Below are 6,178 nucleotides of genomic sequence, written 5' to 3'. Positions count from 1 at the left end.
ATTATAATTTTAAACTATATTTTGAAGATAATTTTTTTATGTATTAATATTGTTTATAATTAACACTTCAATAACGTTTTATTCACATTTTTTTAACAATTTTTGCGTCTATAATTTAGTAATAAAAGAGCTTTATTAACATTTTTATTTTTTTGTCTAATAAACTGTTAATAAAATATATAAATACTTGTGAAAATTTAGTAATTATCTTCTGAATTGTTTGTTAAGAAAGTAAAGATTTTTTAGTATTTAGTAAAAATAAAAAATTATTTTATAATATAAAATAATATGGAAAAAATAGTTTTAAAAGAAAATGAAGAATTAATTTCAGGACGAATAATAAAAACTTTAAAAGAAAACAAAACTCAAGGTTGAGGTTTGTTTATGGTCGAGACGATAGAAAAAGAAAAAATAGTTATTTATATGTCGAAAAACATACCGAAAATATATGAAGATTATGATTTTGTAATTACAAAATCAAATAGAGGAGCTAATAATACATATATTTTGAATAACTATTTTAAAGTTCAAAAAAAGATAGATAAGGAAATGGAACTTCTTCAATATCTTAAAAAAACACCAAAAGTCGGTTTTGCTGCCATTGATAAAATTAATAAAAAATATACATTTAAAGGTTTTTATAAATCAATTAAAGAAAATGAAATTTTTAATGAAGATTTCGCTGATTTTTTAAATCAACAACAAAAAGAAAATATTTTAGTGGTTTATAAAGAAAACGAAGAAAAAATATTGAACTTAATAAGTGATACTGAGGAAATAGATAATGATCTGTTCTTTTTTGAGTTAAATAAACTTCAAAATTTATATTTAAAGTTGTTAGAATTCCATGGTAAAGATGTAAATTTTAAAACATTTTATAAATCAAATAATCCTTATAAGTTATATTTAGAAAATCAATTCCCATTAAAAGAGATAGATATATTTGCATTAGCTTTAGGATGAAGCGAATCTTCTTTTGAAAGACTAGAAGCTTATTTAAACGTGCTTATGATTAAATTAGAAGATAATAATTCTACATATATAGATAAAAATGAAATAATTTCATTATTGCAAAATGAGTTAAATTTTGCTGTTACTGAGCCGATTTTAAATGATTTTTTAGATAATTTAGTAAAACAAGGAAAATTAATTGCAATAGATAATTTAATTTGTAGAAAAGAAATGTACATAAAAGAAGAGTTTATTTCTAGCACATTATTAAAAATAAGTAAAAGAAAAATAGTAACATTAGAAAAGATAGATGAAAATGAAATATCTTATTTATCTGATAACCAAAGAGAAGCGTATTATTCATTTTTAAATTCAAATATTAGTATAATTACGGGTGGTCCTGGAACAGGAAAGAGTAATTTAATAAAGCATATCTATAACACTTTAAAGAAAGAAGGCTATGTATATAATGAAGATTTTATAGTTTTAGCCCCAACAGGTAGAGCAGCAGCTAATATTTCGTTTAAAAATGGATTCACTTCTAGAACTATTCATAGTTTTTTAAATATTGCTAACGATGAAGAAAAAATAAATCAAAGCCCTAAAGAATATGATAATTTTAAAATATTAATTATTGATGAATTTAGTATGGTTAATATTAATGTTTTTTATTTATTACTTTCCATGTGTAGAAAGATAAAAAAAATAGTTTTATTAGGTGATGTAGACCAACTTCCAGCTATTGGTCCTGGTAATTTATTAACCGATTTAATAAATTCAAATAAATTTAGAACAATGTATTTAAAACAAAATTTTCGCTCTGAAAGTTCTGAAATTATTGAATACATTAATTTTATAAATTGTATTGGTGACTTTGAAAATGAAAGTCATAATGAACAACTTGTTAATTTTATAAAAGATGAATATAAAATTAACGATTTAAATTTTAAATTAAGTGAGTTTAAAAATACAATTTATACAAAGTTTTGCGACTTTTATGGTAATTCATTAAAACAAAAAAACATAGAAATGTATATTTTTAATGATTTTTTAAAAGATATTTCGACTTTATTTGAAGAAAAAGTAAAAATTTACGGTGTTGAAAATGTAGTTATTTTATGCCCAATTTATAAAGGTTCATACGGCATTGACAAAATTAATAAAATTATTCAAAATAAATTTAATAGAGAAGGAAAAGAAATTTTTTCCTATAAGATCTTTGATAATGAATTTATTTTTAAAGAAAACGATAAAGTTATTCAATTAGTTAATAAGCATGAAAAAAATGTTTCAAATGGTGATATAGGCTTTATTGAGAGAATAGAAAAAGATAATACATCTAAGGAAAAAGAGTTAATAGTTGTTAGATTTGAGACAAATGGTAAGAAGCGTTATGTTTCATATACGAAAGATGAATTTAAAACAGAAGTAAAATTAGCTTATGCGATTACTATTCATAAATTTCAAGGAAGTGAAATTAATTGTGCTATTTTTGTTGTTCATCCAGATCATAGTAGAATGTTAACTCGTAAGTTAGTTTATACAGCTGCTTCTAGAGCGATTAAAAAACTTGTTATATTTACTAAATATGAGAACATTTATTCAAAAATTTTTCTAAAAGAGTTCTTGAATAATAAAAAAATTATCACTAATTTATTATGAATGTTAAAGGAATAATATGAAATTAATAGTAGGTTTAGGCAATCCAGGTTTAAAATATAAATATACAAGACATAATGTGGGTTTTTTAGTAATAGATAGAATTTGTCAAAAGTTAAATATTACACTAAATAAAACTAAATTTAATGGTGAATATGTAAAAATCGATGATTTAGTTATAGCAAAACCAATGACATATATGAATTTATCTGGTAATTTTGTTCATCAAATAGCAGATTTTTTCAAAATTGACAGTAGTGATATTTTTGTTATCCATGATGAAAAAGATATTGAATTAGGAAGAGCTTCAATTAAGGTAGGCGGTTCTGGTGGAAGCCATAACGGAGTTAAAAATATAATTGAACAACTAAAAAAAGATGATTTTAAAAGATTGAAAGTAGGAATTAAAATTCCTTATGTAGGAGAATTAAAAGATTTTGTTTTAGGCAGATTTTCAGAAGAAGAGATAAAAATAATTGAAAAAATAATTGAAAAGTCAGCTGATGCAGCAATTACTTTCGGCTTTAATGATATTAATACAATTATGAATAAATTTAATACTAAGAAAGCAATTAATGAATAAAAGATTTTTATTAGCTGTTAGCGGTGGACCAGATAGTATGTTTATGTTAAATAAATATAAGTATAAGGATATTGTTGTAGCCACCGTTAATTATAACCAAAGAAATGATAGTGGCATCGATTTTGAAATAGTTAAAGATTTTTGTGAACTTTATAATATCCCTTTTGAATTTCTCATTCTTAAAAAAGATGACTTTACAGAGGGAAATTTTCAAAGTTGAGCCAGAGAAAAAAGATATTCATTTTTTACTAAGGTATATAAAAAATATAATTGTGAAAAATTGTTAATAGCCCACAATATGGATGATTTTTTAGAAACTGCAATTTTTAATTATAAAACTAAAAGAAATACAAAGTTTTATGGAATTAAAAAAAGAAATAATTTATTTGGTATGAATATATATAGACCATTATTATTTTCTTATTTTAAAAAGACTATAACAAAAAAATGTCTTAATAAGGGTATTCCGTTTCATTTTGATTATACTAATAATGAACCAAAATATTCTAGAAATGAAATAAGAATAGAAAATAACAAAAAGTCTAAATTTTGAAAAATTTATTTATTTATTTATTTTAATTTTCTTAATTTTTTAAATTGTTTTAACTTATATATTATTAATAAAAATTATAAAAAGTGAGAACTTTTTAATTTCTCGCAAGATGAATTTGAATTTTTAAAAAAGAAAGAAAATTTAATTTATTTATTTATAAATAATAATTATGATGACATAAAATTATCTAAGAACAAAATAAATAGTATTCAAGATTTTATTCTTTCAAAAAATAGAACCCAAAAATATAAATTATCTAATAATAAATATCTTTTTAAGAAAAGAGGATGCTTAGTACAAAAAGAAAAAAATACTTTATAATTTTATTTATAAATGAAAGGAAGTTATGAAAAATAAAAAAATTACTATTTTATTAAGTATATTAATTTTATTTACAATAGGTTTAATTTTATACTTTTCATTTGTAAGAAAAGTACCGCCTACCGAAATAAAAATTAATGATTTAGCTCAAAGAATTGTCGAAGCTTCAAAGCATAACGATGATAATTATTTTACAAGTATAAACTATAATCCATTTACTAATGAAATAATAAGTAAACATCACATTGATAAACAAAGAGAAGCCATATATATTACATACGGAAGAATATCTGATGTAGAAAGTATATTGAATTATTTATCTCTTGATAAAAAAAATCCAATAAGTATATATGATGCGCTAAATGTTAACGGGATTGTTAATGGTTATTCATCAGTTTCTGCGCCTCAACAAAGCGTTTGATTATCAATTGTTGTTTCTTTAATACCAACAATTATATTGGTTTTAGTTTTATATTTAATTTATAGATCGCAAGCTAAAATAATGAATGGACAAGGCGGCGGAGTTTTTGGCGATAAAAGTCCTGCACAAATAATAAAATCTGATAAAAAGTTTTCTGATGTAGCTGGTAATAAAGAGCCTATAGAAGAAATAAGTGAGATTGTGGATTATTTAAAAAATCCTAAACGCTATGAGGAAGCAGGCGCAAGAATGCCAAGAGGTATCTTACTTGGAGGTCCTCCTGGAACAGGAAAAACATTATTAGCAAAAGCTACCGCTGGTGAAGCAAATGTTCCATTTTATTTTGTTTCTGCTTCAAGCTTTGTTGAATTATTTGTTGGTATGGGAGCAAAAAGAGTGAGACAAGTGATATATGAGGCAAGAAAAAATGCTCCTGCAATTGTATTTATTGATGAATTAGATGCAATTGGTAGAACAAGAGGTAGTGGTATTGGTGGAGGACATGACGAAAGAGAACAGACATTAAATCAACTTCTTGTTGAAATGGATGGAATAAAAGAAAATTCCGGTTTATTATTTATTGCTGCTACAAATAGAACTGATGTCCTTGATCCTGCTTTAACAAGACCTGGGCGTTTTGACCGTGTTATTACTGTTGGACTTCCTGATGTTAAAGAAAGAGAAGAAATATTAAAATTACACGCAAAAGGAAAACGTTTTTCTAATGATGTTAATTTTTCAAATTTAGCAAAAAGAACTCCTGGTTTTTCTGGTGCCCAGCTTGAAAATGTTATTAATGAGTCAGTATTATTAACCGTTAGAGAGAGAAAACAATTAATTAATCTTGAAATTATTGATGAAGCTATTGACCGTGTTATGTCTGGTCCTGCTAAAAAATCAAGAACAATTTCACAAGAAGAATTGACTGCTGTTGCTTATCATGAAGCAGGTCATGCTGTAGTGGGAATTAAAATTCCAGGCGGAAATAAGGTTCAAAAAATTACAATTATTCCTCGTGGTCAAGCTGGTGGATACAACCTAATGATGCCTGAACAAGAAAAGTATAATTATTCTAAAAAAGAATTATTAGCTACAATAGCTAGTTTTATGGGAGGTAGAGCCGCTGAGGAAATTATTTATGGGGAAGAAAATATTTCTACAGGTGCTTCAGATGACATTAATAAAGCCACTACAATAGCTAGAAGAATGGTTACTGAGTTTGGTATGAGCGATTTAGGTCCTATCAAATATCATGATGAATCAGGTTCTCCATTTTTAGGAAAAACTCTAGCTACAAGCTCTTCTATTTCAAATCAAATTAGTCATGAAATAGAATTAGAAGTGAGAAAAATTATTTTAGAGGCTAAAAAGATAGCAATAAAAATCATTTCAGAAAATAAATTATTATTAGAATTAATCAAAACTTCATTATTAGAAAAAGAAACAATTATTGCTGAAGAGATTGAATATATAGCGAAAAATTTAGAGCTTCCTCCTAAATCTAATGAAGTACAAGAAAAAAATGAAAAATCATTAGATTTAGATTCATTAATTGATATAACAAAAATAGAAAACTAATAAAATTACTGTATAGTAATGTACTAATGTTTTATTAGTTTTTTTTATCAAATAATACTTTATAATTGAATATACATGTTTATTATATAAACATATGAACTTAAATAAGGAG

At 24.2% G+C, this 6,178-nt stretch carries 4 protein-coding genes; all 4 read left to right on the top strand.

All coding sequences use genetic code 4. From position 1 onward, the window contains the following. Positions 1-288 precede the first annotated feature (288 nt). The 4 genes from EXC48_RS04385 to ftsH are packed head-to-tail and all read left to right on the top strand — an operon-like array spanning position 289 to position 6,066. The gene (locus EXC48_RS04385) at positions 289-2,628 is read left to right on the top strand and encodes an ATP-dependent DNA helicase (protein ID WP_129721049.1); all 2,340 of its coding nucleotides are present in this window, start codon (positions 289-291) and stop codon (positions 2,626-2,628) included. Position 2,629: 1 nt separating this feature from the next. Beyond that, the gene (gene pth / locus EXC48_RS04380; protein WP_015287734.1) at positions 2,630-3,193 is read left to right on the top strand and encodes an aminoacyl-tRNA hydrolase; all 564 of its coding nucleotides are present in this window, start codon (positions 2,630-2,632) and stop codon (positions 3,191-3,193) included. Further along, entirely contained in the window at positions 3,186-4,067 is an 882-nt protein-coding gene (gene tilS, locus EXC48_RS04375; RefSeq protein WP_129721047.1) for a tRNA lysidine(34) synthetase TilS, read from the top strand. Before pth ends, tilS begins: the two co-directional genes overlap by 8 nt. Before the next feature lie 25 nt (positions 4,068-4,092). Then, the gene (gene ftsH, locus EXC48_RS04370; RefSeq protein WP_129721045.1) at positions 4,093-6,066 is read left to right on the top strand and encodes an ATP-dependent zinc metalloprotease FtsH; all 1,974 of its coding nucleotides are present in this window, start codon (positions 4,093-4,095) and stop codon (positions 6,064-6,066) included. Positions 6,067-6,178 lie beyond the last annotated feature (112 nt).

The organism is Mycoplasmopsis cynos, from assembly GCF_900660545.1.
In the GTDB taxonomy this organism is placed as follows: Bacteria; Bacillota_I; Bacilli_A; order Mycoplasmatales; family Metamycoplasmataceae; genus Mycoplasmopsis; species Mycoplasmopsis cynos.
This window is presented reverse-complemented; position numbering and strand designations above follow the sequence as displayed.